Source organism: Brackiella oedipodis DSM 13743 (genome assembly GCF_000621025.1).
Taxonomy (GTDB): Bacteria; Pseudomonadota; Gammaproteobacteria; order Burkholderiales; family Burkholderiaceae_B; genus Oligella; species Oligella oedipodis.
In genome coordinates this window covers 630804-656101 of record NZ_KK211205.1, presented here as the reverse complement: position 1 = coordinate 656101, position 25298 = coordinate 630804, and the positions used below count along the sequence as shown (strand labels likewise).

Annotated in this window: 27 protein-coding genes; 8 read left to right on the top strand and 19 right to left on the bottom strand. The window is 46.1% G+C overall.

Features of this window, described 5'->3' with window-relative positions; translation table 11 throughout:
* Positions 1-8: 8 nt before the first annotated feature.
* The 8 genes from Q335_RS0106385 (at position 9) to fnr (ending at position 7505) form a co-directional block, all read left to right on the top strand.
* Positions 9-425, top strand: coding sequence for a CopD family protein (locus tag Q335_RS0106385; RefSeq protein WP_028357911.1), 417 nt, complete (start codon positions 9-11; stop codon positions 423-425).
* Complete coding sequence (locus Q335_RS0106380; protein WP_028357910.1) at positions 425-1828, top strand: THUMP domain-containing class I SAM-dependent RNA methyltransferase; 1404 nt, start codon at positions 425-427, stop codon at positions 1826-1828. The genes Q335_RS0106385 and Q335_RS0106380 overlap by 1 nt, the downstream gene beginning before the upstream one ends.
* On the top strand, positions 1825-2349 hold the full coding sequence (locus Q335_RS0106375; protein WP_028357909.1) for an RDD family protein: 525 nt from the start codon (positions 1825-1827) through the stop codon (positions 2347-2349). The genes Q335_RS0106380 and Q335_RS0106375 overlap by 4 nt, the downstream gene beginning before the upstream one ends.
* Positions 2350-2529: 180 nt before the next feature.
* Positions 2530-3873 carry an AMP-binding protein gene (locus tag Q335_RS09555; RefSeq protein ID WP_051532348.1) on the top strand — a complete coding sequence of 448 codons (1344 nt, stop codon included), beginning with the start codon at positions 2530-2532 and terminating at the stop codon, positions 3871-3873.
* Complete coding sequence (locus tag Q335_RS0106365; RefSeq protein ID WP_028357908.1) at positions 3854-4372, top strand: gamma carbonic anhydrase family protein; 519 nt, start codon at positions 3854-3856, stop codon at positions 4370-4372. The genes Q335_RS09555 and Q335_RS0106365 overlap by 20 nt, the downstream gene beginning before the upstream one ends.
* Before the next feature lie 134 nt (positions 4373-4506).
* Positions 4507-5430: an Hsp33 family molecular chaperone HslO gene (gene hslO, locus Q335_RS0106360; protein ID WP_028357907.1), complete on the top strand. Its 924-nt coding sequence runs from the start codon at positions 4507-4509 to the stop codon at positions 5428-5430.
* Positions 5431-5642: 212 nt separating this feature from the next.
* On the top strand, positions 5643-6605 hold the full coding sequence (locus tag Q335_RS0106355; RefSeq protein WP_028357906.1) for a TadE/TadG family type IV pilus assembly protein: 963 nt from the start codon (positions 5643-5645) through the stop codon (positions 6603-6605).
* 177 nt (positions 6606-6782) lie between these two features.
* The gene (gene fnr, locus Q335_RS0106350) at positions 6783-7505 is read left to right on the top strand and encodes a fumarate/nitrate reduction transcriptional regulator Fnr (RefSeq protein WP_028357905.1); all 723 of its coding nucleotides are present in this window, start codon (positions 6783-6785) and stop codon (positions 7503-7505) included.
* Positions 7506-7601: 96 nt separating this feature from the next.
* On the opposite strand, the gene Q335_RS0106345 is transcribed toward fnr, so the two are convergent.
* The 19 genes from Q335_RS0106345 to Q335_RS0106255 all read right to left on the bottom strand — a co-directional run bounded on the left by Q335_RS0106345 (position 7602) and on the right by Q335_RS0106255 (position 25297).
* Positions 7602-7835: a hypothetical protein gene (locus Q335_RS0106345; RefSeq protein ID WP_038369447.1), complete on the bottom strand. Its 234-nt coding sequence runs from the start codon at positions 7833-7835 to the stop codon at positions 7602-7604.
* Positions 7836-7850: 15 nt separating this feature from the next.
* The gene (gene ccoG / locus Q335_RS0106340; RefSeq protein ID WP_028357903.1) at positions 7851-9344 is read right to left on the bottom strand and encodes a cytochrome c oxidase accessory protein CcoG; all 1494 of its coding nucleotides are present in this window, start codon (positions 9342-9344) and stop codon (positions 7851-7853) included.
* Positions 9345-9527: 183 nt separating this feature from the next.
* Positions 9528-10442 (bottom strand): cytochrome-c oxidase, cbb3-type subunit III, encoded by a 915-nt coding sequence (gene ccoP / locus Q335_RS0106335; protein ID WP_028357902.1) that lies wholly within the window; start codon positions 10440-10442, stop codon positions 9528-9530.
* Positions 10435-10617, bottom strand: a complete 183-nt coding sequence (locus Q335_RS0106330) for a CcoQ/FixQ family Cbb3-type cytochrome c oxidase assembly chaperone (RefSeq protein ID WP_028357901.1) — start codon at positions 10615-10617, stop codon at positions 10435-10437. Before Q335_RS0106330 ends, ccoP begins: the two co-directional genes overlap by 8 nt.
* A 21-nt stretch (positions 10618-10638) precedes the next feature.
* Positions 10639-11310 carry a cytochrome-c oxidase, cbb3-type subunit II gene (ccoO, locus tag Q335_RS0106325; protein ID WP_028357900.1) on the bottom strand — a complete coding sequence of 224 codons (672 nt, stop codon included), beginning with the start codon at positions 11308-11310 and terminating at the stop codon, positions 10639-10641.
* A 26-nt stretch (positions 11311-11336) separates the two neighbouring features.
* Positions 11337-12806, bottom strand: a complete 1470-nt coding sequence (ccoN, locus tag Q335_RS0106320) for a cytochrome-c oxidase, cbb3-type subunit I (RefSeq protein WP_028357899.1) — start codon at positions 12804-12806, stop codon at positions 11337-11339.
* Positions 12807-13166: 360 nt separating this feature from the next.
* Entirely contained in the window at positions 13167-13340 is a 174-nt protein-coding gene (gene ccoS, locus Q335_RS10140) for a cbb3-type cytochrome oxidase assembly protein CcoS (protein WP_084493561.1), read from the bottom strand.
* A 3-nt stretch (positions 13341-13343) separates the two neighbouring features.
* Entirely contained in the window at positions 13344-14336 is a 993-nt protein-coding gene (locus Q335_RS0106310) for a P-type ATPase actuator domain-containing protein (protein ID WP_028357898.1), read from the bottom strand.
* A gap of 190 nt (positions 14337-14526) precedes the next feature.
* Complete coding sequence (gene cysM, locus Q335_RS0106305) at positions 14527-15453, bottom strand: cysteine synthase CysM (RefSeq protein ID WP_028357897.1); 927 nt, start codon at positions 15451-15453, stop codon at positions 14527-14529.
* Between the two features lie 104 nt (positions 15454-15557).
* Positions 15558-16070 (bottom strand): ComEA family DNA-binding protein, encoded by a 513-nt coding sequence (locus Q335_RS10050; protein WP_084493560.1) that lies wholly within the window; start codon positions 16068-16070, stop codon positions 15558-15560.
* 119 nt (positions 16071-16189) lie between these two features.
* On the bottom strand, positions 16190-17182 hold the full coding sequence (rfaD, locus tag Q335_RS0106295) for an ADP-glyceromanno-heptose 6-epimerase (protein WP_028357896.1): 993 nt from the start codon (positions 17180-17182) through the stop codon (positions 16190-16192).
* Positions 17179-18108, bottom strand: coding sequence for a D-glycero-beta-D-manno-heptose-7-phosphate kinase (gene rfaE1 / locus Q335_RS09545; RefSeq protein ID WP_051532346.1), 930 nt, complete (start codon positions 18106-18108; stop codon positions 17179-17181). The genes rfaD and rfaE1 overlap by 4 nt, the downstream gene beginning before the upstream one ends.
* Entirely contained in the window at positions 18108-19310 is a 1203-nt protein-coding gene (lapB, locus tag Q335_RS0106285) for a lipopolysaccharide assembly protein LapB (protein WP_028357895.1), read from the bottom strand. Before lapB ends, rfaE1 begins: the two co-directional genes overlap by 1 nt.
* A 23-nt stretch (positions 19311-19333) precedes the next feature.
* Complete coding sequence (locus Q335_RS10045; RefSeq protein ID WP_051532345.1) at positions 19334-19828, bottom strand: LapA family protein; 495 nt, start codon at positions 19826-19828, stop codon at positions 19334-19336.
* 150 nt (positions 19829-19978) lie between these two features.
* On the bottom strand, positions 19979-20347 hold the full coding sequence (locus tag Q335_RS09535) for an integration host factor subunit beta (protein WP_051532344.1): 369 nt from the start codon (positions 20345-20347) through the stop codon (positions 19979-19981).
* Positions 20348-20349: 2 nt separating this feature from the next.
* Positions 20350-22065: a 30S ribosomal protein S1 gene (rpsA, locus tag Q335_RS0106270; RefSeq protein WP_028357894.1), complete on the bottom strand. Its 1716-nt coding sequence runs from the start codon at positions 22063-22065 to the stop codon at positions 20350-20352.
* Between the two features lie 284 nt (positions 22066-22349).
* Entirely contained in the window at positions 22350-23024 is a 675-nt protein-coding gene (gene cmk, locus Q335_RS0106265; protein WP_028357893.1) for a (d)CMP kinase, read from the bottom strand.
* A gap of 50 nt (positions 23025-23074) precedes the next feature.
* Positions 23075-24388 carry a 3-phosphoshikimate 1-carboxyvinyltransferase gene (gene aroA, locus Q335_RS0106260; protein WP_038369445.1) on the bottom strand — a complete coding sequence of 438 codons (1314 nt, stop codon included), beginning with the start codon at positions 24386-24388 and terminating at the stop codon, positions 23075-23077.
* 12 nt (positions 24389-24400) lie between these two features.
* The gene (locus Q335_RS0106255; protein WP_028357891.1) at positions 24401-25297 is read right to left on the bottom strand and encodes a prephenate dehydrogenase; all 897 of its coding nucleotides are present in this window, start codon (positions 25295-25297) and stop codon (positions 24401-24403) included.
* Between the last annotated feature and the right edge of the window lies 1 nt (position 25298).

Here is a 25298-nt window from a genome sequence, read left to right as displayed (position 1 = left end):
CTAATGTCATGACCTATTTATGGCTCAAAGTCTTTCATATTGTGATGGTAGTCAGTTGGTATGCTGGCTTATTTTATCTACCGCGAATTTTTGTGAACCTGGCTATGCAAACCCATCCAGAGGTTTACGGTGCCTTGCTGGGCATGTCTAAGCGTTTATTACGTTTTATGACGATTATTGCCGCTGTGGCCCTACTAAGCGGCTTGGGTTTAGTGCACTTTATTGGTATTGCACACCCCTGGCTATGGCTTAAGCTCGCGCTAGTTGCCTGTTTGCTCGCTTATCACTATAGTTTGTGGCGCATGTATCGCAAGTTTAACCAAGCGCGCAACCAGCAATCACATGTGTTTTATAGATACTACAATGAGTTACCGTTATTACTACTACTGCTCATAGTGGCCTTAGTAGTCATCAAACCGTTTTAATTATGACTGACGATCAAAACAAGCGCACCACGATTTCTCTCAAAAACAAACCCTTACAAACGCGTAAAGGCCATGAAAATAAGCGCCTAGGGGCGAGGGCTAGGCGCGTCGAACAGGCCCATTATCAACAACAGATCAGTGCCACGGCAGCCCAGACAGAAACCGTGTCGACTAAGCCCGCGAACTCATCGACGGCTAACCGCGTCGTACCAGTTAGCAAACATGCCCAAAAAAACCACACCAAAATCGCCAAACCACATCTCTTTGGTGCTTTTGCTTCTTGCCCTCAAGGTTTAGAACAAGCCTTGTTCGATGAACTCAGTCAGCTGGGATTTAGCCATTTGCAACGCACCCATGCGGGGGTCTTGTTTAGCACCGATATGCAAGGCATTTATCGTGCTAACTTATACTCTCGTATCGCGACACGGATCTTATTGCAACTTAAACAGGCCAAGGTCTACGATGAAGACGAGCTATATGAATTTGCTATGAGTATTGCTTGGGAAGACTGGTTTGGTCCCGAGCATCGTCTACGTGTCGACACCTCGGCAATTCGCAGCCCTATGCAGAGCCTGCAATTTTGTAATTTGCGTGTCAAAGATGCGATTTGTGATCGTCTACGTCAGAAAGAAGGCGCGCGTCCGTCGGTAGATACGGTGCGCCCCGATGCCAAAGTTCATCTTTTTCTCAAAGAAAATCAAGCCACTTTGTATTTAGATAGCTCTGGCGAATCACTGTTTAAACGCGGTTGGCGTCTAGACAAGGCGCAAGCACCGATTCGTGAAAATCTGGCGGCGGGAATTCTCGCACTCTCCGGTTGGCAACCGGGCGAGACGATTCTCGATCCTTTTTGTGGTAGTGGCACGTTACTTATAGAAGCCGCTTGGCAAGCGCAAAATGTGCCACCAGGACTACTGCGGCCGTTTCAATTTCAGCGCTGGCGCGGCTTTAAACAGTCACAATGGATTGATGTCAAAGAACAGGCGCGCGCCCAAATCTTGCCACGCCTAGAAACAGCCTTATTTGCCTCTGATATCAATCCTAATATGCAGTTGCTGTTACAACAAAATTTGCAGCGTGCTAATCTCAGTGCGCAAACGATACAGTTTCGGGCATGTAATGCGCTGGACATAGAAGCACCTGCCAGTTCTGGTCATATCATTACTAACCCACCCTATGGTGAGCGCCTTGATGATGATATCGAGGCCTTGTGGCATCCTTGGTCAGCTGTGCTGAAGCAACGTTTTGACAATTGGCAAGCCCATATTATTACCAGTGATTTAGAATTACCCAAAAAACTGCGTCTCAAACCTCAACGACGTCATCCTTTATACAACGGTAAATTAGATTGCCGTTTATTTACCTTTACTTTAGTCAAAGATAGTTTTCGGAAAGAAGCATGAGTTCCTCTTCATCCACTGCCGCTGCGACTCGACCGAATGTAAAACCCGCTTCTCGCTTCAAATTATTTGCCGCCATGATGTATGAGGGGGTTTTATTATTTGCTGTGGTGTTTATTGCAGCTTTTTTATTTGATACGCTGACACAAAGCCGTAGCGGTCTGCAGCTTCACTGGCAGCGTCAATTCGTGGTGCTTATCGCTATCGGTATCTATTTTGTCCTTTGTTGGTACCGTCGCCAACAAACGGTCGCCATGAAAGCTTGGCATCTCAAACTCATTGCTCTACCGGGTCGCCAGCTCACCCTAGCCCGTTTGGTCTTGCGTTACGTGTTGTGTTGGCCCATACCCCTGCTTGGGGCCTTTGCTATTGAATATTTGACGCAAGTGACCGGCTGGCCGTCATTTTATATGTTTATTGTGTTTTGCCCATTCTTAAATCTGCTCGCCAGCGTTGTTAATCCTCAGGGCCTGCTCTGGCATGATTGGATTTGTGGCACGAGAATTGTAGACGTCAAAATCTAAACATGCTACTTTATAGCGTTTTAAAACAATGCTAGAATGAAACGGGAAATTGTTTATAACGTGCAGCGATCTTGGCTTAATTAAAGCCATCCTTGCAATTATCCATTCCCACCCAAGGCGTTTAAGACAGCCCAGCTGGTTTGACGCAGATTGTCGGCTTATCCACAAAATTATTAAATTATGTCTGACCAATACCAAGAGTTATACAATTCCTTCGAATGGCTAGTACCCAATAACTTCAATATTGCCGAGGCGTGCTGTCACCGTTGGGCCAGTATCAATCAGGAAACTAGACAAACGGCAATCTTTTTTGAAGATCAGGTGGGTCAGCTCACCATGTATCCCTATCGGCAACTTGCCGAAAAAGTCAATAAATTGGCTCATGCCCTAAGCCGCATGGGCATTACTCAACAAGACCGAGTCTTGGTAATTCTAGAGCATTCTGCCGAAAGTATTATCGCCAACTTAGCAATTCTGAGTCTTGGCGCCATTTCCGTACCCTTATCCACCCACTTAAGTGCCGCTATGTATGAAGTACGGGCTCATGATTCTCAGGCCAAAATTGCCATTGTAGATAAGCACTCTATTCAGGCGTTTATGGCCTCGGTCGATAACCACAGTACTATACGGCAAATTATCGGCGTTAATACCACCGAGGAACGGATTATCCACATGGATACCTTGCTGGCACGGCAATCGAGTGAGTTCCCTACTCGCGTCGTTGCCGCAGACACGCCCGCCTTTATTTTTTACCCTGAACACGAGGGTACGAGAATTCGCGGCTCAGTGATTGCACACAAAGCGTTGATTGGCAATTTACCGGGCTTTGTTGCTTCCCAAGATTGGTTTCCCAAAGACAAAGACGTTTTTTGGACGTCTTATAACTGGAACAGCGCTTTTGGCCTACTTATGGCGGTACTACCTGTTATGTATTTTGGGTGTTCTCTGGTGGGTTGTCCCAGTGGACGCACTATCCCGCGTTTATATACCTTGTTAGAGCATTATCAAGTTACCAATGTCCTGGCCAGTGCCGAAGAATTGCAACGTATCAAGGATTTCCAAGAACCTCTAGAGGAGTTTGACTTGGCGCTACGCTGCTTTAGTATGCCAGCCATCTATAAAACAGCAGAGCTCAAAGACTGGATCCAAGCTGAATTTAATAGTTCTCTCAATGGTATTTTTGCCTTACCTGAATTTGGTTATCTGGCGGGCGATAGTGCCGAAAGATGGCCTGATAAAATCGGTACCGCCGGTCGTATTTATCCTGGTCATTGCTGCGCTATTTTGGACCCAAATACCAAACTCACTCCGGCCAATGGCATCGGTAATCTGCACTGCTTGTTCAGAAACAAACAAGGCGTGCCTGATCCTGCGATCGCGACCCAATACTGGCAAGAAGCGCAATTGCACGATATTGATTTACACAGTAATTTTGTAGATACAGGTTTAATTGCCGATTTTGATAAGCAAGGTTATCTGCTTTGTAGCAAAGAGGAGTACCTACATGCCCGTTTATCAAATTGATGACTATCAACCACAAATAGGCAAAGACGTTTTTATTTTTGAGACAGCCGTCCTCATTGGCCAAGTCGTTATTGCCGATAAGGTGAGTATTTGGTCGAATGTGACGATTCGTGCTGATAATGATCGCATTGATATTGGCCCAAACAGCAATATCCAAGAAGGCTCTGTGCTGCACGTGGATCGCGGCGTACCCATGAAGATTTCCGCCAACGTGACGGTCGGCCATAAGGCCATGCTCCATGGCTGTACCATTGGCGAGGGCTCTTTAATTGGTATGAATGCCACCGTCCTTAATCATGCCGTCATTGGTAAAAATTGTTTGATTGGTGCGGGCGCACTGATTACAGAAGGCACCCAAATTCCCGACAACTCGCTCGTAATTGGCATTAACAAAATCGTCCGTCAGCTAAGTGAGCAAGAAATCGCCGCCATGCATGCCGGCACTGAGCACTATGTCGAGCAAGGTCGACGCTATCGCCAAGGTCTCAAAAGACTATAGGCGCTCAGTACAAATTAGTCTTGATCTTTGCCTAGGACCTCGTGCACTTTAAGGTCGTGCTGACAGATATTTTTTAGCGTGCTCTGGCACATTTGCCCCCTTTAAAAGCGCTACTTCGCCCCCACCTCTTGACCATGAAAGACACTTTACACAAATTTCTCTTTGCCGATAATAGCTTACGCATTGAAGCCGTTAATCTCAGCCAATCTTGGCAAGATACCATCGCCCATCAGCACTACCCTAAAGTCGTACAGCAGCTCTTAGGCGAGCTTTGTGCGGCCTCAGTTCTGCTTGCTGCTAATATTAAATTCGAAGGTTCGCTTATCCTACAATTGCAGGGTCAAGGCGCCATTAGTTTAATTGTGGTCGAGTGCAATAATCACTTACAGTTACGTGCCACCGTCAAATTGCGTCCCGAATTTGCGATACGTGCTAATGATAATTTGCAGACCCTCCTAAACGCCGACAAACGGGGACGTTTTTCAGTGATTTTGGATCTAAAAAACCGCCAACCTGGTCAACAAGCCTATCAAGGCATTGTGCCGCTTACAGGTGATTCTGTGGCCTCCGTACTCGAAGAATATATGTCGAGTTCTGAACAACTAGAAACGCGGATTTTACTGGCCTGTGACCATGCCAAAGCCAGCGGTATTCTTTTACAAAAACTCGCGCAACAAGGCGGTCATAGTCAACACCAAGGCGATGCAAATGACAATTGGCAACGAGCAAGTCATTATTTACAAACTGTCAGCCGTGAAGAGCAACTACAACTCGATGAATTGGCGCTTTTGCAACGCTTATTCTGGGAAGATGACTTACGCCAAACAGAAGCGCCCAAAGCCATTGAATGGCATTGCAGCTGTAGTCATGAGCGAGTCGCTGACATGCTGAAATCCCTAGGCGTACAAGAAGTCGAGTCCATTATTGAAGAACAAGGCGAAGTGGCGATTAATTGCGAATTCTGTGGTCAATCCTATGTCTTCGATCCCATCGAAGCCGCTAAGCTCTTTATTGCTAGCGACAAATTAAGTCCCAATAATAGCCAAGTCAGTCACTAAAAAAATCGACGTAGCGCTCTTAGTCCCCTATTTAGGCCGCTTTTTTAGCGGCCTATTTGCTAAGTGTCTAATTAGTTTCTAATAAGTGACTAAACGGCTAGCGCGACAATTCTACTTGGCGTATCAAGTCGCTTTTTGCTGGGCTATGACAAAATCATCGATGCGTAATTCAGCGGATGGTGTTTTCAGAAGTAGACCCGCACACTGTCACTATGAAACATCGTCACTTTTGTCCTCGCCCCTTACACCAGCAACAAGGCCTATCAAGCATTGCTTTCTGCCTGAGTGCTATTCCTTTGTTTTTATTATTTGGTGCCAGTATCGAGACTGCCCGATGGTATATCCATAAATACCAATTGCGCACCGCCTTATTAATGGCAGCGCGACAGGCCGCCTTAGAACACGGCAAGCCGCAAGTAATAAAGACGGTATTCGAACAGCAATTGTCCAAATATCTTGGTCAACACCATCACCGTTCGCTACTGCCTTGGCAAATCACCATACAAAATCCCGATGCCAGCGTCTTTAGTGATTTTAGGGCACCACAAATCCAAGTACCCGGCGCGGCTGGGCTCGCCGTGATACGTAACACTTATCAATATGAACAACATCTGGAACACGGCATTGGCGCGCAAAGTGGCCAAACTATTTATGAAGCCAATCGCTTAACCCTGCAGCTCAATTATCCGTACCAAGCCCTGATACCGGGCGTTTCCTATCTCTTTAAACAGCTTGCTCAGAAGGATGGCAAGAGCCTTAAGCAGGCCTATTTGCAACAAGGCCTCTTGCCTATAGAATTCAATGTCTCTGTGAGCATGCAGTCACACCCTGTGATGTGGCCAGATTTGAGTAATCGCCAAGTGATGCGCAAAACCTCGTCACTACTCGCGGGCTTAAGCCCGTCACCCAACGCGAATGATCTTGATCCATGCCTAGGGCTTTGGTGTCAGCACACAGCGCCACTTGTTAGCAACAAGCCAGTGCCGTCCGATGATATGCCGCAAACACCCGCGCAAGCGCATATACCTATTAACAGTGACCCAGCAACGGCGTCAATGAGTGATACCACGCCCCAACCCGAGCACGCTGAACACCCCCACAGCGCAGACAATTCAAACATTGACCTCAGTAATAGCGAGCCATTCCCTGGTGCAAAACAATGTAATAAATCATAAACTTGCAAAACCTGCTAAACTTATTATATAAGGTTTGACGATAATCAAAATCCATCTATATGTTTGTTAAAATAGCTAGATACAAACTCATCACTAAAGTGGCACAATAGTAAGATTTACTCTCTTTTATTTCTCTAGCCCACCAAGCAATACTAGCTACGCACCTAGGAAGCCATTATGTTAAAACGGGTTATTCTTGATAACACATCTTTTCATTGTTCTAACTGTATGATCGGTCATTTATGCATGGCCGAAACCATTACAGCCAATGATATTAATAATATCGATACCCTTATTAAGGAGCGCATTCGCGTCAATAAGGGCTCATTACTTTTCAAGAGCAATGATCCACTCAAGAGCATTTATAGCATCCGCTCGGGTACCTTCAAGACGCAGCTCGAAAACGAAAACGGCCAAATGCAAATCACGGGTTTCTTTTTGCCTGGCGAATTGATTGGCCTAGACGGCTTTGCCAATGACTATCACAAGTCAAATGCCATTGCTCTTGAGGACAGTGAGGTCTGTGTCATTCGTCTTGCGGATTTGGACCGACTGGCGCTGCACGACTCCGCTGTGCAATCGCAATTTCGCAAGTTCCTGAGCATGGAGATTTCACGCTCGCATCACTTGATTTTATCTTTAGGTTCCCTGCGTTCAGAGCAACGCGTGGCCTCTTTCTTGATTAATCTATCGCAACGCTTTGCGAAGTTAGGTTATTCTCACAGCGAATTTAATCTTCGTATGAGTCGTAGTGACATCGGTAATTATCTCGGCCTAACGCTAGAAACAGTGAGCCGCTTGTTATCTCGCTTTGCGCATGATGGCATTATTGCCATTCACCAACGCGAGGTCAAAATCCTTGATCACGACGCGCTTGCCAAATTACTGCATTCTGACTAATACTTTAGCGCCTCATAGAGGCTAGCCAACGCGTAACCCGCGTATTCAGCTGGCTATCAAATCAAAAAAGCTCCGCCTGACGGCGGAGCTTTTTTGTTATTTAATGACCTTAAATTCTTCTACGTTGGCGCCCGTTGAACTATCGACACGTTCGACAACGAAACCCCGCTTACTGTGCTCAATTTGCACTTGACTGTCGTAATTGTCATTGAGCGCTAGAATGATAGTAATAATGCAGCCAATCATCACCACAAAGGGACCTAACATCAGCAACCATGGCCAGGGTTCGCGATACCAGGGTCTAGGTCTGACAGTCACTAATTCTTTCATGTTAACTCCCTATCTTTATTCTGGAACGAAGAAGCTCGTGTCTTCGTTAATTTTAAGTGAAGGCTTATCGTCTGCATCATCATTGGAATTAATTTTGATATTAATCTCGTGACGGCCAACTTCGGCGCCTTTGACAGGCACACGAATGACGACTGGGATCCACTTATTATCAAACGCGGCAATTTTTACTTGATTGCCTCGACTCTCGATAGACACCTGCGCTGAAGATAAATCAGTGGTATCAGCGGTGATCGCAAATTGACGATCTTGTTCGGTCATATTAATTAATTGCACTTGGTAGACATTTTCGTAGAAACCACCTGGTACTTCACGTCCTAAGGAACCACGGTCACGAACAATATCCATGCGAATATCATTGCGTAAGTAAAGCGAAGTCACAATCCCAGCAATAAAGATAATTAATAAACCAATATATACAAAAATCCTTGGACGCCACAAGCGTTTTTGGGTTTCGTAGGTGCTAAGCCCCATTAACATACCGTTTTCGGAGGTATAGCGAATCAAACCCCGAGGGTATTTCATTTTGTCCATGACTTCATTACAGGCATCGATACAGGCGCCACAGCCAATACACATATATTGCAAGCCATTACGAATATCAATGCCGGTAGGACAGACCTGAACGCACATCGTACAGTCAATACAGTCCCCGAGTCCCAAGTCTTTGGGATTAGCGGTTTTTTTGCGAGCACCACGTGGCTCACCACGCATTTTGTCGTAGGTCACCACCAGCGTATCAGCATCAATCATCACGCTTTGGAAACGTGCATACGGGCACATATAACGACAGACGTTATCACGCAAGATGCCGGCCATCATGTAGGCATAAAAGCCATAAAAAAGTATAAAGAACCACTCGGTGGTGCTGAGATCAAAGTGAATTAAGTCCAAGAAGGCCTGGCGAATCGGCGTAAACCAGCCAATAAAGCTAAAGCCAATCCAAAACGCTAACACCGCCCAGCATAAAATCTTCGTGGCTTTCGTGCGAATTTTAGAGAAGGTCCAGGGTTGTTTATCAAAACGCATGCGTTTGGAACGATCGCCCTCAACTTTGCGCTCAATCCACATAAACATCTCTGTATACACCGTTTGTGGACAGGAATAACCACAGAACAAACGCCCAGCTAAAGCTGTAAATAAGAATAAAGCATAGGCGGCCACAATAAGAATAAACGCTAGATAAAACACGTCCTGCGGCCATAAGACTAGGCCGAAGATATAAAACTTACGGTGTAAGATATCGAATAGAATCGCTTGCCGGCCATTCCAGTTAAGCCATGGCAAAATAAAGAATATAAATTGGGTTAGGCCAATAAACAATAACCGAAAGCTATTAAAGTTACCCTTGATGGAGCGCGCATAGATTTTTTTGCTGAGGTCTTCGATTTCAATGCCTTGCGGCGGTACATCTTCGACAGTTGCCGCCTTACGTTGCATTTGCATGGGTTTCCAATCGGGAACCTTTTCTTCGGGTTTGTCTTGTCTCATGATTCATCCTTGAAACATAACTAAATAGATTTATTCTTATTGTTGTCAATACAGATATCACTGTAATCCTATCGGCATTTTTTTGCTCTGATTAATCGCAAAAAAGCCGCAGATACAGCAATCACATGGTTCCAAACGCACAAAACCCGGACCTAAGCCCGGGTTTTTGTGGCGCAGATGACTCTATTCGCTAGCGCTATGTTCGACGTTAGAGAAACTCCAAACATAAGCCGCTAACATACGAATCTGATCTTCTGTCAGGTGATTCGCTTGCGCTGGCATCACATTGGTACGACCATGTTCAATCGTTTTTACGATGGTATCGACTGAGTTGCCGCCTAACCAAATATTGTCGGTTAGATTAGGTGCACCAATTTGTTGATTACCTTTACCATCTACACCGTGACAAGCCGCACAGATAGTTTCAAAGCCTTTTTTACCTTGGGCTAAGAGCGTAGGATCACTACTTAAACCAGAGAGTGAACGCACATAGTTAGCAATTGCCACACGATCATCCGGTTGCACCGCTGCCGCCAATGGCGCCATTACCCCATAACGACCGTTAGTAATGGTTTGCAGAATATTTTCTGGTTCACCACCATGTAACCAATCATGATCGGTTAAGTTAGGAATATTTTTGGCGCCTTTAGCATCGGAACCGTGACAAGTGGCACAGTTATTTAAGAACAAACGTTCACCAATTTGATGGGCTTTATCGTTTTTGGCGATTTCGGGGATGCTCATGTTTTCAAATTCTTTGTACACTGGTGCAATCGTTTGACGGTACTCTTGAAGTTTTTCTTCAACCTGTTTGTGAGAATTGAAACCGGTGAGACCATCAAAAGAACCCAAGGCTGGGTACAACACCATAATACAAATACCAATAACCACAAGGCCTAGGTACATCACCGTCCACCAACGTGGAATCGGATGGTTAAGTTCCGTAACACCGTCCCATTCGTGACCGGTTTTGGTAACAACGGTTTTGGTACCTAACCAACGTCGTTGCGTCCAGAGCAACCAGAGTACGAACACGACCCCTAATATTGAGACAGCAGCAACCCATATGCTCCATCCACTATGAACAAATTCATTCATGATGATTTTCCTTCGATTTATTACCTGTATTTAAATCCGCTTCGTCTTCGAGGGAGAAAGGTAACATGCTGGCTTCTTCATTGGCACGCTTGCGGCCGGCTGAGTAAGCCCACCACACAATGCCTATAAATAGGACCATGCCCATGATAGTGACAATACCGTTTAAGATAGCCATGACTAATTACCTTTCCCTTGTTTATTGAGACTTAGCCTGAGCCGCTTTGGCTTCAGACTCGCGCATTGCATTCATATAGCCCACACCAAGACTTTGAAGATAAGCCACAACAGCGTCTTCTTCGTTTTTGCCTTTGAGCTCAGCAGGCGCATTGGCAATTTGTTCTTCGGTATAAGGCACACCAAGTGTGACTAGGGCTTTCATACGGGCTTGGATGTCTTCGTTGCTGACATCTTTGTTTTGGAGCCAATAGTAGCCTGGCATGATTGACTCTTTGACGACATCGCGTGGGTTACGAAGGTGAATACGATGCCATTCGTCAGAGTAACGACCACCAACACGACTAAGGTCTGGCCCCGTACGTTTTGAGCCCCATAAGAACGGATGGTCATAGACAGATTCACCGGCTTCTGAGTAAGGACCGTAACGTAAGACTTCGGACTCTAGGGTACGGATTTGTTGGCTATGGCAAGTATTACAGCCTTCTTTGATGTACACATCACGACCAATCAGTTGCAGTGGTGTGTAGGGTTTTACACCAGGCGCCGGCTGGGTGGTGGAGGCTTGGAAGAACAAAGGGATAATTTGTACCAAACCAGCCACTGCCACCGCCAAGATACTCATGATGATCATGACGCCGATATTTTTTTCTATCGTCGCATGAGAGAAAAATTTACTTTTTTCATTAGACATTTTTGAACCTCTATATCAATAATCACTTAAGCAGTGGCGGTTGCCTCTGTATGATCACGAGTCATGCTTTCTGCAGGTGCAGGAACAGCAGGATTAATGGCTTTGTTGCCTTTCATCGTCATGATCATATTGACAAACATTAGGATGATACCTAGCAAGTACAACGCTCCGCCTGAGAAGCGAACAAAGTATAGGATGTGTTTAGCGCTGAGGGCTTGTACAAAACTGTAGGTAAGCGTACCGTCAGGCTCGACTGAACGCCACATCAAGCCTTCCATGACCCCTGCAATCCACATAGACGCGATGTACAAGACAACGCCGATAGTGGCCATCCAGAAGTGAGCTTCGATCCATGATTTGCGATACATGGTGTCGCGACCCCATAAGCGTGGGATGAGGTAGTACAAAGAACCAAAGGTGATCATAGATACCCAACCCAAGGCACCGGAGTGAACGTGCGCAATTGTCCATTCTGTGTAGTGAGACAATGAGTTGACGGTACGAATGGACATCATAGAACCCTCGAAGGTAGACATACCATAGAAGGACAATGCCACGACCATGAATTTGAGGACTGGGTCAGTTCTAAGTTTGTGCCATGCACCAGACATGGTCATAATACCGTTGATCATACCGCCCCAAGATGGTGCCAATAGAATCAAGGAGAACAACATACCTAGACTTTGTGTCCAGTCAGGTAATGAGGTGTATAACAAGTGGTGAGGACCCGCCCACATATAGGTAAAGATCAAGGCCCAGAAGTGAACGATAGACAAGCGATAAGAATAAATCGGTCTTTCGGCTTGTTTAGGCACAAAGTAATACATCATGCCCAAGAAGCTGGTTGTTAGGAAGAAACCTACGGCGTTGTGACCATACCACCATTGCACCATCGCGTCTTGGACGCCAGCATATAGTGAGTAAGATTTGAACCAACTCCAAGGAAGTTCCAAGTTGTTGAAAATATGAAGAATCGCAATGGTTAAGATATAAGAACCGTAGAACCAGTTAGCGACATAAATGTGACGGACACGGCGCATAGCAATCGTACCAAAAAAGACAATTGCATAAGCCACCCACACCAAGGTAATGAGAATGTCAATCGGCCATTCCAATTCAGCATATTCCTTACTGGAGGTGTAACCTGCCGGTAACGTAATGGCTGCTAAGACGATGACCACTTGCCAACCCCAAAATGTAAATGAGGCTAACCATGGTGCAAACAAACGCGTATGACAGGTACGTTGTACAACATAATAAGAAGTTGCAAACAAGGCCGAACCACCAAATGCGAAAATCACCGCATTCGTGTGCAGCGGTCGAAGACGGCCAAAGCCCAACCAATCAACAAAATTTAATTGCGGCCAAATTAACTGGGCAGCTACAAAAACGCCAACCAGCATGCCCACAATGCCCCAGAATACAGCTGTCACTGTAAACTGCCGTACTACCTTATAATTAAAGGTTTCCGTTCCGATACCTTCTATTGAACGCATAGTGTACCTTCCTAAAAAATACAAAAAACAAATTACATCACTTAACATAATGCTGTTTTTTGTAGTTTCGGGGTTTGACTAACATCAAACAACTACACAGATTTTTTACATATTTTTACACTTATAAAATGACACTGTTATTTTTCATATAAAAGTGATTAACATCTGTTAAGTTACGGTAAATATGTAGTTACCAATCGCTTTTTAAGCGTTGTAAAAAGGCACAGAGAGACTCGAAAACGGCTAAATGTAACAAGCGCCGCCAGCACTTAGACGCCTGAAAGTAGAGAACTAAAAGTGGGACTTAATGGTCGCCTAAAAAGGCTAAGAATGAAGCTATCAATGAAGCTATGAAAAAGGCTAAGAATGGTGCTTAGAAGTCGGTGTTGTCGGTGTATCATTGTCTTGCAAAATAGATTCCCCATTGCTCTCGAGGTTCTCGTATTGGCCAGAAAATATGGCCCAATACAAGAAAATCCCAATAAAGACAATAAATACCAAGGAAATAATTAATAAGAGTAACAAAACATCCATGATTTAACCTTTTTGCGTCACCCGTTGATAGGCCGCTTGTTCTTTTTGCCAAAGAATCTTTTTTTCGATGTGACGGAAATTATGCCAAGCATAAGCAGCAACAAACATAGATGACACAAACATAATCACCGCAGCGACCCACGGCAACACATAACCGATCATGGCCAAGGGCATCATTAGTAAATGCCAGGCTAAAGATATATATAAAGCATGCATGGCAGTGCGATGCGTACGCGCTACGGCAAAGGTGGTTTGCTCTGTGGTGAGATCAGGATAACGAACCAACAGCGTGCGGCAACCCGCATAGCTTGTCGGCACCGCCATTGCCATCGCACAAGGACAGCTCATGACAAAACAAGAAATCGTTACGGCCACCGCATGCTCAGGATTGATAAAGACATACCAGACAATACCCGTCACCAAGGCTAGAAGGATTTGTGCCGTCACAAAGTACATAGCCACCTTATCGGCCCTTGTACTATCTATTCGATAAGTCTGTTCAACCACCTGACGGCTTTGCGATTGCACGCTCGCTGATTGCGCCGCACAGAACTCCAAATATCGTGCCGTCAGAATAAAGGCGATGAACATAGAAATAGAGTCATAATAGACTTCGCCTTGATGATGCAAAGTAGCCACCACACTCGGTATAAAAGAAATAACAATACCGATGGCAATGGGCCAATTCATATTAATGACAAAACCATGTAACTGCTTAGACTGAAATAAGCCCTGCCAGATCGGCATGGCACAATAAAAAATCGCAGGCACACAGAGCGATAGGCTAATCCAGTTCATCACGGCAATGGCCGCATCCAGAACAGCAAGTGTCTCGGTTCCGATATAACTATTACGAAAGTAACCAGGCGCTGCAAACATCATCACTTGCATCATAATCAGCCAAGCGAGTCCAAGACGCGCGAGCATGCGTCTTCTGAGCAAGCGCTGCTCTAATGGCAAATCCTTAGCTAAGGCAAATATAGAAGGTGCGGACATAGTTAGGATAATGAGACAAAAAAGTGTAAGATGAGCCAAAAATCAGCATCGATACGCCAAGCATAAGCCAGTGGCACTGGCGTAAAAATACTATGCAGCCTGTTATTGTAGGCCTTAATTGACCGTGACGCATGTGCTTACAGGGCTTTGTTTGTTTTATGTCATGCGCCAAAGCGCAGAAATGCTGAGTTTAGGCCGACTTAGGGCACTGAAATAAACCAGAGGAAACATAGCGATCACCGCGATCACAAACAATAAACAACACCGTCCCCTGCTTCAAACTCGCGGCGACCCGTAATGCTGCCACCAGCGCGCCTCCAGAAGACACGCCTGCAAAAATGCCCTCAACCTGCGCTAATTGTCTTGTCATCACCTCAGCCTCTTGTTGCTCGACATACTCAAGACGATCGATTTGCTCGGCATCATAGATCTCTGGCTCGTAGCCTTTGGACCATTTTCGAATCCCTGTGATCTGTGCACCGGGACTCGGTTGAACGCCGATAATCTGAATGGCTGGGTTTTGTTGTTTGAGGTAAGTGGAGGTCCCCATAATCGTACCCGTGGTTCCCATCGCACTCACAAAATGCGTGATCGTGCCTTGCGTTTGTTGCCAAATTTCTGGCCCCGTACCCATGATATGCGCTTGGGGGTTCGCCGGATTGGCGAATTGATTGAGGATAATTCCCTTACCTTGCGCCTGTAATTGTTGGGCGGTATCGCGTGCTAGCTCCATGCCGCCCTGAGCCGCTGGCGTGAGAACAATATCAGCCCCATAAGCCGTCATGACATCGCGCCGTTCTTGCGAAAGATTATCAGGCATGACGATGGTGATTTTATAACCTCGAAGACAGGCGGCCATCGCTAGAGCAATGCCAGTATTACCACTTGAAGCTTCGATGAGCCGATCGCCCGGCTTGAGTAAGCCCTTTTGCTCGGCCGCCAGAATCATGGCTAAAGCTGCTCTGTCTTTGACTGAGCCGCCGGGATTATGTCCTTCCAACTTAGCGAGGACATTGACCGTATCGGCGACCTGATAACGTGCAGGCAAATGCCGCAGACGCACGATCGGGGTATTGCCAATAATCTCTTCTAAGCTAGGGTAATTCATCATGACCATGGACTCATTAAATACTGGATTTTAGCACGTCACGCCCGGCCTATAGCACTTGTCCACCCCAAGATTTATGCATTAAGCCCACTGCCAATCATCGGCTTTGGTCATTAGGGTCGTTTAATATAATACGGCGCTTGATCCTTGATAGAGGCCGATTTGGGCGTGATATGTATCGGTAGCCGACTCTGAAGATGCTTTTGGTGTTGCTCGATGCCTTGGCTTAACATTTTATTGTGCAGCTCAATCCGAGACGGGCTGAACGTACTCTGTTGTGCAGATTCGGGCTTAGCGATGGACGGCTGCGTTGGGGACGTGTCACCAAATTGGACGCCTTGCGCCTGTAATTTGCGACTTCGCTTGAGCCCAAAGCCCTTAATCCTGGCCGCAAAATCCTCTATATCGCTAAAGTCACCCGCACGCTGCCGCTCTTGAATAATAGTCTGCGCGGTTTTGGGGCCAATGCCCTTGAGAGTTTGTAGCTCTTGTAACGAGGCACGATTAATATTAAGCTCAGCTGTTGCCGCTGTGGTCATAAGACCCAGCCACAACAAGGCTACTGCCTGCAACACCCGGGGGCTGCTGCATAGACTACGTATCGCTCTAAGATGTGTATAACGCATAGACTGCCTTTTTTTGTTGATCACCTGGTTAGATTATGGATCAGGTGCCTACAGAAAAAGGCGGTATAGGCTCTTTTTGTCTAGTATTGATCAGCTAAGGATGGAAACTCAGCACGGCTTTATTGCTTGCCTAGCAAATAATCCACGTAGCGACTAACACCTGTGGCGACATCAAAAAACGTTTGCTGATAGCCGCCTGTATTTTTAAGGTGCTGCAAATCAGCTTGAGTAAAGCTCTGATAGCGACCTTTAAGATCATCCGGAAATTCAATGTACTGCAGTAAACCCTGTTCGACTTGCTGTGCCAGCGTTAGCTCAGCTTGGCCTTGATGCCGACGCACACTATTAATCACGGCGTGGGCAATATCATTAAAGGGTTGACCATGTCCAGTACCGCAATTGAAGACACCGCTGATCTGTGGGTTATCTAAGAAATGTAAATTGACCTTGACAACATCCTCGACCGAAATAAAATCGCGCGTTTGTGCGCCGTTCTCATAACCATCATAAGCACCAAATAAGCGCACCTGACCTTCTTGCATAAACTGATTAAAATTATGAAAAGCGACTGAAGCCATGCGCTGCTTATGCTGCTCTCTTGGGCCATATACATTGAAGTAACGCAAACCAACAATTTGTGCTTGAGACTGAGCTAGGCGCTTACGCACGACTTGATCAAAGAGAAACTTAGAATAGCCGTAGACATTGAGAGGCGCTTCGTTTTTTAGGTCCTCGACAAAGACCTGACCACCCCCATAGACAGAGGCCGATGAGGCATAAATAAAGGGAATTTTGTGCGCTTGAGCATAATTTAATAACTCCAAAGACACCTGGTAGTTATTATCCATCATATAGCGACCATCCCACTCAGTGGTATCGGAGCACGCCCCTTGGTGAATAATCGCTTGTACGTGGGCTAGCTTATCATCACGAATGTTTTGACGAAATAAATCCTTATCTTGGTAGTCCGCTATTTGCAAATCGCTGAGATTCTTGAATTTGCGGCCATCACTCAAATCATCTACCGCTAAAATATCCGTAATGCCCCGTTGATTAAGGCCTTGTACTATATTGCTACCAATAAAACCGGCAGCGCCTGTCACAATAATCATAATAATTCCTCTAAGGTCACAACAGATGTTCCTAATTTGCCAACCACCACGCCACCGGCTTTGTTAGCAAGCTTCATAGCGTCTTGCCAACTCAAGCCTGCTACTTTGGCCACAGCGAGGGTCGCTAACACCGTATCTCCGGCGCCAGAGACGTCAAACACTTCTTGTGCTTGCGCGTTTTCGTGGAACACCCCTTCATCACTATACAATGTCATCCCCTGCTCGGAGCGGGTTAACAATAGCGCTTGCAGGTTTAAGTGCTCTTTTAGGGTCATGGCTTTTTGAGTAAGCTCTGCTTCACTGTGCCAAGGTCCCACCGCCTGTTGTAATTCTAAGCGGTTTGGAGAAATCAAATCGGCATTGTGATAGCGCTTATAGTCCAAGCCCTTGGGGTCTATTAAGACAGGGATTTGGTGTTGGCGCGCCAAGCTGATCAGTTGCTCTACGTGCTGCAACACGCCCTTGGCGTAATCAGAAAGCACTAAGGCATCAAATTGAGGAATGACCTCTTGCACTTGTTGATACAAATGATCGAGTGCGGCGGCTTCTGGAACATCTTCAAAATCGACGCGTAGCATTTGTTGCTGGCGCCCCAAAACACGCATTTTGATAGTGGTATGGGCTTGACTTTGTTCGCCCAAATAGGTCTTTATATGGGCTTGTGCAGCCAATTGCCGAAAGCGGCTGGCGCCCTCGTCTTGCCCAACTAGGCCGGCGAGTGCTGTTTCTACGCCTAAACTCACAATATTACGGGCGACGTTGGCGGCACCGCCCAAACGATCCTCGCGCTTGGCGACTTTGACCACGGGTACAGGAGCTTCAGGAGAAATACGTTCGACCTCACCGAACCAATAGCGATCAATCATGAGGTCACCCACGACAAGGATTTTTTTGGTGGCGGCGATGTCGGCAGAAAATTGCTTCATTAAAGTTCTTCGAGACGTTGTGTGGTATAGGTATCCCATTGATGGCAACCTGGACATTGCCAATAAAAATTCTTAGTTTGGAACCCACATTCATTGCAAACAAAACGATCTAGACGACTAGCCTGCTTATGAATATTGCTACGAATAAATGTCAATTGCTGAGAGGATTTCGTACTTTGCTCATCATCTTGTTTGAGTTCAACTTCTAGAAGCTTGTCCAGTCCCAAGATGGACGGATGATGTTGCAAGCTAGCACGCGCGAATTCCCAAGCATCCTGTTCACTCTGATACTTGCGCTTGTACGCCAGAATTGTTTTAAAGACACTCAGCGATGGATAGGCTTGATAATGCGCTTGCAAATCTGCTAATCCTTCTTCAACTTGCTGACTTTGTTCACAACATTGCATTAAGGGCTCAGCGACTAAATCGGCATAATTCGGAGTGAGGGCTAACACCTGACGTAAATGTTGAGCTTGCGCGGCCACATCGTGTTGGGATTGAGCCATTTGGGCTTGCAAAATCTGTACCCGAGCGGTGCTGGCGCTGGTTTGTAGCTCAGGATGGCGCTCAATAAAATTCAGCGCATGTTGCAGGTGACTATTGGCTTTGCGCACATCTGCTGGTTTTTGCAAAAGCGCTTGTTGCGCTAATTCACAGTAATAATGCACCACTTGTGGTACTGCCTCATCACGCATGGCTTGCAACAATTTCACGGTATCAAGCGCACGACTCCAGTCATGCTCAGCCTCGTAGATACGAATCAAGGCACGTATCGCATCAAGACGATAATGCGTTTCAAGGACTTCTTTAAAGGCATTTTCAGCGCGATCAAACATCCCTGCCTTGAAATAATCCTGACCTAACTCATACAAGGCATGTTGTTGATCAGGTTCAGGTAAATCATCCCGCGTTAGGAGGCTTTGATGGACACGAATGGCTCGTTCAATTTCGCCCCGACGTCTGAATAAATTACCCAAAGCGAAATGTAACTCGATGGTTTCGGTATCCAGTTCTGCCACTTCCATAAAGGCATCAATGGCGCGATCATGATCTTCATTAAAAAGGAAATTCAGCCCTTTAAAGTACGATTCGGGCAAGCGCTTGCTTTCAAACAAGAGCTGGCTTGTATCGCCCTTTGCGGCCAGCCAACCAAGCGCAAAAATAAGTGGAATAAAAACTAACCACCACGCTTCAAAATCCAAAGCCTACTCCTAGCAAATTAAGTTTAGCGGTGCGCTGACGTGGTTGATTGTGGGCTTTGAGGGGTCGTCTTAGAAACAGGCGTTGTCTTGACAGGACTAGTGCTAGTCGGGCTAGGCGCGCTAGAGGTACTTGGGACGTGATTGGGCGTCGAATTGGCCGTTGTCGTTGTTTTGACCGCGGTGCTCGTGGTTTTAGAGTGTGGCACGGCAACGTTATTAGGATTAGGTTCGCTCAGATCGAGTTCGCGTTTGAGGTTTTCAATTTTGCGATTGAGGTGGCGATTCTCGTTGCGTAATTTAGATTTGGCGTGTTGGCTCTTAATGCCTTTTGGAATCATAAACAAAAAGGCTAAGATTGCGCCCACCGCAAAGGTAATAAAGAGCACAATAATAAGCGGCACGTTTTGTACTTTGTAATCTTGGAAGAAATTGACAGTCACAGGGTCGGTATTGTGTAAGGCAAATACTAGCACTACAACAAATACGATTAAGCGAATAAACCAAACAAGATATTTCATTAATGACTCCCTTTTTTTACTTCCCACATTGTAATGCTAAAACTTCTAGTATTGTACCGAATCAAGTTACAAAAAATCCCGGAGACATCAACCACGGCTTAATAAAGCCAAGTCAACATGTCCGGGATAGACGTTGATTAGACGCGCAGTCTAGGCCATCCTACTTTCTTGATAACTAGACTGAACATCACCTAGAGGCTCTCTTTGTGATGTTTGAGTTGACTGTAACGACGCTTGAAAAGCCGCGTCGACACGTTCACGTAACTCTTTACCAGCTTTGAAATGCGGTACCTTTTTGCCGGGTACCTTGACCTGTTCACCAGATTTGGGATTACGTCCTATACGTGCGGCACGTTCAGACAGAGAAAAACTCCCAAAACCGCGTATCTCTATGCGATTGCCTGCTGCCATGGCTTCGACCATGGCATCAAGCAGAGTTTTTACAGAATAATCCACATCTCGGACTTCAAGTTGCTGGAACTGGTCAGCCAAGCTGCTAATAAGTTCTGACTTCGTCACTTTTATTCGTCGTCTTTAGCTTGATCCAGTTTGGCTTTTAACAAAGCACCAAGGTTGGTGGTACCTGTTTGAGCGCCTGAATCTTTGATGCTTTCGAGTTTCTCGGCCGTTTCAGCATTATCACGAGCCTTGATTGATAACTGAATAGAACGAGATTTACGATCGATGTTAATGATCATCGCTTCGATTTCTTCGCCCTCTTTTAGGACAGTTTGAGCATCTTCAACGCGACCATTAGAGATTTCAGAGGCACGTAAGTAACCGTCAACGTCTACAGATAAGGTAACAACGGCGCCTTTAGGCTCAACGGATTTGATCGTACCTTTAACGACAGCACCTTTTTCGTTGCTAGCGACGTAGTTGTTGAAAGGATCACCATCCAATTGTTTGATACCTAAAGAAATGCGTTCTTTTTCGGTGTCAATCGCCAATACAACGGCTTCGACATCATCGCCTTTTTTGTAGTTACGGACAGCTTCTTCACCTGGTTCAGTCCAAGACAAGTCAGACAAGTGAACAAGACCGTCGATACCACCTGGTAAACCAACGAACACACCAAAATCAGTGATGGATTTAATGGTGCTTTTCACTTTGTCACCACGGTTAAAGTTAGCGGCAAAGTCTTCCCATGGGTTAGGACGGCATTGTTTCATGCCAAGAGAAATACGACGACGTTCTTCGTCGATTTCAAGTACCATAACTTCAACTTCTTCACCCACGCTAACCACTTTGCGAGGATCAACGTTTTTGTTAGTCCAATCCATTTCAGAGACGTGAACCAGACCTTCAATACCCGTTTCGACTTCGACGAAGGCACCATATTCAGTCAAGTTGGTGACTTTACCGAAGAGGCGTGTACCTTTAGGGAAGCGACGTGCTAGACCAATCCATGGATCCTCACCCAATTGTTTGATACCGAGTGAGACACGATTTTTTTCTTGGTCGAATTTAAGGACTTTGGCTTCGACTTCTTGACCCACTTGCAATACTTCAGATGGGTGACGGACACGGCGCCAAGCCATGTCAGTAATATGAAGTAGACCGTCGATACCGCCCAAGTCAACAAAGGCACCGTATTCAGTGATGTTTTTGACGATACCAGATACCACAGCGCCCTCTTGAAGCGTTTCAAGAAGTTTTTCGCGCTCTTCGCCCATCGTCACTTCTAGGACGGCACGACGAGACAAGACAACGTTATTGCGTTTGCGATCAAGTTTGATAACTTTGAATTCGAACGTTTTGCCTTCGTATGGTGTAGTGTCTTTGACAGGACGAATATCCACCAATGAACCTGGTAAGAAAGCACGGATGCCGTTAGTCATAACAGTTAAACCGCCTTTAACTTTGTTGGTGACGGTACCATTGACTAATTCGCCAGATTCTAGGGCTTTTTCGAGAGATAACCATGCAGAGAGACGTTTCGCACGGTCACGAGAAAGAACAGTGTCACCGTAACCGTTTTCGAGAGAGTCGATGGCTACAGAAACGAAATCACCTTCTTCGACTTCAAGTTCGCCTTGGTCGTTAAGGAATTCTTCGATAGGAATGAGAGATTCAGATTTAAGACCAGCGTTAACAACGACAAAGTTATGGTCGATTCTGACGACTTCGGCAGAAATCACCTCACCCGTTTTCATGTCTTGGTTTTTTACGCTTTCGGCAAATAAGTCTGCAAAGCTTTCGCCACCAGTGGCTTGTTCTAAAGTTAAGGATGTCATTAAAAATTATCCAATGGCGTTTAACGCCATAAAAAAGCACACCGAAATCACTTCGGTGGAGTTAAAGAAAATTGCTTTGTGCTGATATAAGTGCTGCCATAGCGTCAGCATCATACTCGCGACAAAACAAACCCAAAAAAATATACACAGAGTCTAGTGCGGCTAAGCGCGTATACGCTTAAAGGCTAAAAGCCTTAAAACCTTGGCACGTAAAACACCTGAAATACTTCACGTACTGAGAACACTTAATCGCAAGGCGCCAATTCAACATTGTCACGCCGCTGTCACTTCGAATTAATGTCTTGCCAATAATCGAGGACTTGCTGCACGACAGCTTCTGTGCTCATATGTGTCGAATCAATCGTATAAGCATCTGGCGCCTTTTTGAGGGGACCATTGGCCCGCTCTCTATCGCGCTTATCACGACTCTGTAAGTCTGTAACTAAGTCGCTCATTTTAGCTGAAAAACCTTTTTCTTTCAACTGCTTATAGCGTCTTCGAGCACGCTCTTGGACATCTGCTTCAAGGAAAATTTTGAGAGGCGCCTCTGGAAAAATCACCGTTCCCATATCTCGGCCATCGGCGACTAAACCGGGATCTTGTCTAAAATCTAATTGTTTTTGTAACAAGGCTTGGCGCACTTCTGGATGAGCGGCAACCACCGAGGCCAGATGACCTATTTCCTCGGTCTTGATGGCGTCGCTAACATTGCGCTTATTTAAATATACGCCTTGGGTATCAAAGTGAATGTCTAATTGCGCCGCGATCTGCGCAACCTTGCTGCCATCTTCTGTGTTGATGCCTTGTTGGCGGCAGGCCAAGGCTGTCAGACGATATAAGGCGCCTGAATCCAAAACATGCCACCCCAAGGCCTGCGCAACCAGCGTTGAGATGGTGCCTTTGCCAGAGGCGCTAGGACCATCGATTGTAATGACAGGAGCAAGTGAATTGGACTGCATAGTACTACCTTTTATAAACACAAATGTTGCTATTTAACAACAATAACACGCTATTTGACAGTTAGTTTTTTGAATTCTTCAAAATAATTCGGGAAGGTCTTTGCCACACATCCTGGATCAAGAATAGTCTGCGGCACTGGCCCAAAAGCCGTTAAAGAAAAGCACATTGCCATGCGATGATCATCGTAAGTGTCGATATTGGCCGACTGCCACTGCCGCGGTGGCGTAATTTCTAGAAAGTCTTCACCGCTAACCACCTGGGCACCGACCTTGGTGAGTTCTTGATGCATGGCGGCAATTCTATCGGTCTCTTTGACTCGCCAACTTGCAATATTGCGCAAACGGCAGGGACCGTCGGCAAATAGCGCCAACACCGCGGCGGTCATTGCGGCATCGGGGATTAAATTAAAATCCTCATCAAAACGGCGTAGCGCTTGTTGAGCAATACCTGGCGCAGAAATTTCCAGGTAGTTATAGCCACTTTGGACCCGTGCCCCGAGTTTTTGGACAAAGGCGGCAAAGGCAATATCACCTTGTATACTCGCTTCAGTTAAGCCATACAGGCGGATGGGGCCCTTGCCCAACAAAGCCATAGCCATAAAATAAGAAGCCGATGAGGCGTCGCCCTCTACTTGCACCAAGCCTGCAGCTTGATAGCGAGCGTCGGCGGCAATCGTAAAGTGTTGAAAATTGTCAGCCTGCACCTGCACGCCAAATTTTGCCATCAGATTGAGAGTGATTTGGATGTAGGGTTTAGAAATTAGCTGACCAATAACACGTATGTGCACGCTTTGTTGAGTTTTTTGGGCAATGATAGGAGCCGCCATTAATACAGCACTCAAGAATTGGCTCGAGACCGAGGCATTGACGGCTATCTCGACAGGCTCGCGAAACTGCGGTTGGCCAATACGTAAGGGTAAATAGCCTGGCTTTTGTAAATAGTCAATTTGGCAACCGATGGCCTGCAAGGACTGCACTAAATCAGCGATGGGACGCTCATGCATGCGCGCGACACCACTGAGTTTATAAGCGCCGCCTAAGACCGCAAGTGTAGCAGTGAGTGGTCGCACAGCCGTGCCTGCATTACCTAGAAACAAATCCGCAGCTGGCGTATTAAAGGCCCCCGTGCCATTAATGATCACAGTATTTAAATCAATCGTATGGAGCTCTACCCCTAGCGCTCTCAGGGCATTAAGCATGACCTTAGTATCGTCAGACTGCAACAGTCCCTCGATACGCGTACTACCCTGCGCCAAAGCGGCCAGCAGTAATAAGCGATTAGAAATGCTTTTTGAACCAGGTAGACCAATTTCACCTTGCGCCGTTTGCAATGGCTGTAGATGTAGTTGTGTTGGTGACTCCATAGCACTCCCTAATTATTGCAGTTGCCAATCGGCTCGCGCTTTTGAAGCCGCCTCATACCAATCTAAAAAATCATCGCTTTGTTGGTTTTGGAGGAGTTGTTCAGCCGCTTCTAATTGCGCCTTAAAAACTTGTAGATGCGCTAAGACCGCCTGCTTATTGCTAAAAAAAACATCACGCCAAAGCGGCGCTGAGCTGGCGGCAATACGGGTAAAGTCTTTAAACCCTGTGCCGGCATTGGCCAATAATTGCTCCGCTTGCGCATCTTGGAGAATGGCATGCATATAAGCCGCCGAAATCAAATGCGGTAAATGACTGACGGCGGCAAACATACGGTCATGTGTTTGGGCGTCCATCTCTGACACTTTGGCACCCAGACCGGCCAACAGAAAGCGCAACAGATTAATATCGTTACTCTGATTATCTGCAGAGGGAGTAATAAAAAACGGTCGATGTAAAAATAAATCGGCTCTGGCCGCTTGCAAACCTGATTCATGTGACCCCGCCATCGGGTGAGCCGCAATAAACTGCCCCGCTTGCGCTTGTAATACGCGCTTGGCCGTCTGCAGTGGCTGGCTTTTAGTACTGCCAGCATCAACGATTAAAGTCCCTGCTTGCAGATGTGGCTTTATGTGTTGCAAGATTGGTTCATAAGCATTCACCGGCACTGCCAGAAAAATGAGGTCGGCCTTTTTACTCAGTGTCGCTATATCCGCGATTTGATCGATCACGCCAGCCGTATGAGCGGCCTCGAGTTGCTGCGCATCCGTATCATAGGCCAAAATTTCTTGGCACAAATTCGCCTGACGCATAGCTTTGGCAAAAGAGCCACCAATCAGACCCAAACCCACTATGCCCAAGGTTTCTATAAGGGGTAAGTTTAAGGGGTTGATAAAATCAGAATCAGTCATA

What these genes read in the sequence shown, in the direction of transcription:
- Q335_RS0106385 (WP_028357911.1), top strand. Translation starts at nt 9, where the DNA reads ATGACCTATTTATGGCTCAAAGTCTTTCATATTGTGATGGTAGTCAGT.
- Q335_RS0106375 (WP_028357909.1), top strand. Translation starts at nt 1,825, where the DNA reads ATGAGTTCCTCTTCATCCACTGCCGCTGCGACTCGACCGAATGTAAAA.
- Q335_RS09555 (WP_051532348.1), top strand. Translation starts at nt 2,530, where the DNA reads ATGTCTGACCAATACCAAGAGTTATACAATTCCTTCGAATGGCTAGTA.
- Q335_RS0106365 (WP_028357908.1), top strand. Translation starts at nt 3,854, where the DNA reads ATGCCCGTTTATCAAATTGATGACTATCAACCACAAATAGGCAAAGAC.
- hslO (WP_028357907.1), top strand. Translation starts at nt 4,507, where the DNA reads ATGAAAGACACTTTACACAAATTTCTCTTTGCCGATAATAGCTTACGC.
- Q335_RS0106355 (WP_028357906.1), top strand. Translation starts at nt 5,643, where the DNA reads ATGAAACATCGTCACTTTTGTCCTCGCCCCTTACACCAGCAACAAGGC.
- fnr (WP_028357905.1), top strand. Translation starts at nt 6,783, where the DNA reads ATGTTAAAACGGGTTATTCTTGATAACACATCTTTTCATTGTTCTAAC.
- Q335_RS0106345 (WP_038369447.1), bottom strand. Translation starts at nt 7,835, where the DNA reads ATGAAAGAATTAGTGACTGTCAGACCTAGACCCTGGTATCGCGAACCC.
- ccoG (WP_028357903.1), bottom strand. Translation starts at nt 9,344, where the DNA reads ATGAGACAAGACAAACCCGAAGAAAAGGTTCCCGATTGGAAACCCATG.
- ccoP (WP_028357902.1), bottom strand. Translation starts at nt 10,442, where the DNA reads ATGAATGAATTTGTTCATAGTGGATGGAGCATATGGGTTGCTGCTGTC.
- Q335_RS0106330 (WP_028357901.1), bottom strand. Translation starts at nt 10,617, where the DNA reads ATGGCTATCTTAAACGGTATTGTCACTATCATGGGCATGGTCCTATTT.
- ccoO (WP_028357900.1), bottom strand. Translation starts at nt 11,310, where the DNA reads ATGTCTAATGAAAAAAGTAAATTTTTCTCTCATGCGACGATAGAAAAA.
- ccoN (WP_028357899.1), bottom strand. Translation starts at nt 12,806, where the DNA reads ATGCGTTCAATAGAAGGTATCGGAACGGAAACCTTTAATTATAAGGTA.
- ccoS (WP_084493561.1), bottom strand. Translation starts at nt 13,340, where the DNA reads ATGGATGTTTTGTTACTCTTATTAATTATTTCCTTGGTATTTATTGTC.
- Q335_RS0106310 (WP_028357898.1), bottom strand. Translation starts at nt 14,336, where the DNA reads ATGTCCGCACCTTCTATATTTGCCTTAGCTAAGGATTTGCCATTAGAG.
- cysM (WP_028357897.1), bottom strand. Translation starts at nt 15,453, where the DNA reads ATGGTCATGATGAATTACCCTAGCTTAGAAGAGATTATTGGCAATACC.
- Q335_RS10050 (WP_084493560.1), bottom strand. Translation starts at nt 16,070, where the DNA reads ATGCGTTATACACATCTTAGAGCGATACGTAGTCTATGCAGCAGCCCC.
- rfaD (WP_028357896.1), bottom strand. Translation starts at nt 17,182, where the DNA reads ATGATTATTGTGACAGGCGCTGCCGGTTTTATTGGTAGCAATATAGTA.
- rfaE1 (WP_051532346.1), bottom strand. Translation starts at nt 18,108, where the DNA reads ATGAAGCAATTTTCTGCCGACATCGCCGCCACCAAAAAAATCCTTGTC.
- Q335_RS10045 (WP_051532345.1), bottom strand. Translation starts at nt 19,828, where the DNA reads ATGAAATATCTTGTTTGGTTTATTCGCTTAATCGTATTTGTTGTAGTG.
- rpsA (WP_028357894.1), bottom strand. Translation starts at nt 22,065, where the DNA reads ATGACATCCTTAACTTTAGAACAAGCCACTGGTGGCGAAAGCTTTGCA.
- cmk (WP_028357893.1), bottom strand. Translation starts at nt 23,024, where the DNA reads ATGCAGTCCAATTCACTTGCTCCTGTCATTACAATCGATGGTCCTAGC.
- aroA (WP_038369445.1), bottom strand. Translation starts at nt 24,388, where the DNA reads ATGGAGTCACCAACACAACTACATCTACAGCCATTGCAAACGGCGCAA.
- Q335_RS0106255 (WP_028357891.1), bottom strand. Translation starts at nt 25,297, where the DNA reads ATGACTGATTCTGATTTTATCAACCCCTTAAACTTACCCCTTATAGAA.